The sequence below is a fragment of the Pantoea sp. SIMBA_079 genome (genome assembly GCF_046940275.1).
GTDB lineage: Bacteria > Pseudomonadota > Gammaproteobacteria > Enterobacterales > Enterobacteriaceae > Pantoea > Pantoea borealis.
The window spans coordinates 1-265 of sequence record NZ_JAWRYR010000422.1; the positions used below are offsets into that span (position 1 = coordinate 1).

Below are 265 nucleotides of genomic sequence, written 5' to 3' on the forward strand. Positions count from 1 at the left end.
GGACTGCGCAAATTACTTCTACTGATGTATTAAATTATAATAATGGATATGCGGCATCTACAGCTTTACCTAGAATTGCTACTGAAGGTGGAACTACTGCTGTAAATGCTATTACTTCATCATTATCTCAGTCTAATGCTATTAGCAGATACTTTTATAATGATTTGATGGCTAATTTTAATTACGATTTAACAAATGATTTGAATTTAAAATTAGTAGTAGGTTACAATGTACAACAGTCAGAATCTAAAATTACTTCTGTAAG

General features: G+C 30.2%; 1 protein-coding gene. It reads left to right on the forward strand.

What is annotated here, in order from left to right; translation table 11 throughout:
• Positions 1-265, forward strand: a 265-nt coding sequence (locus SB719_RS20630; protein ID WP_412159810.1) for a hypothetical protein, incomplete at both ends; no start/stop codon positions are given.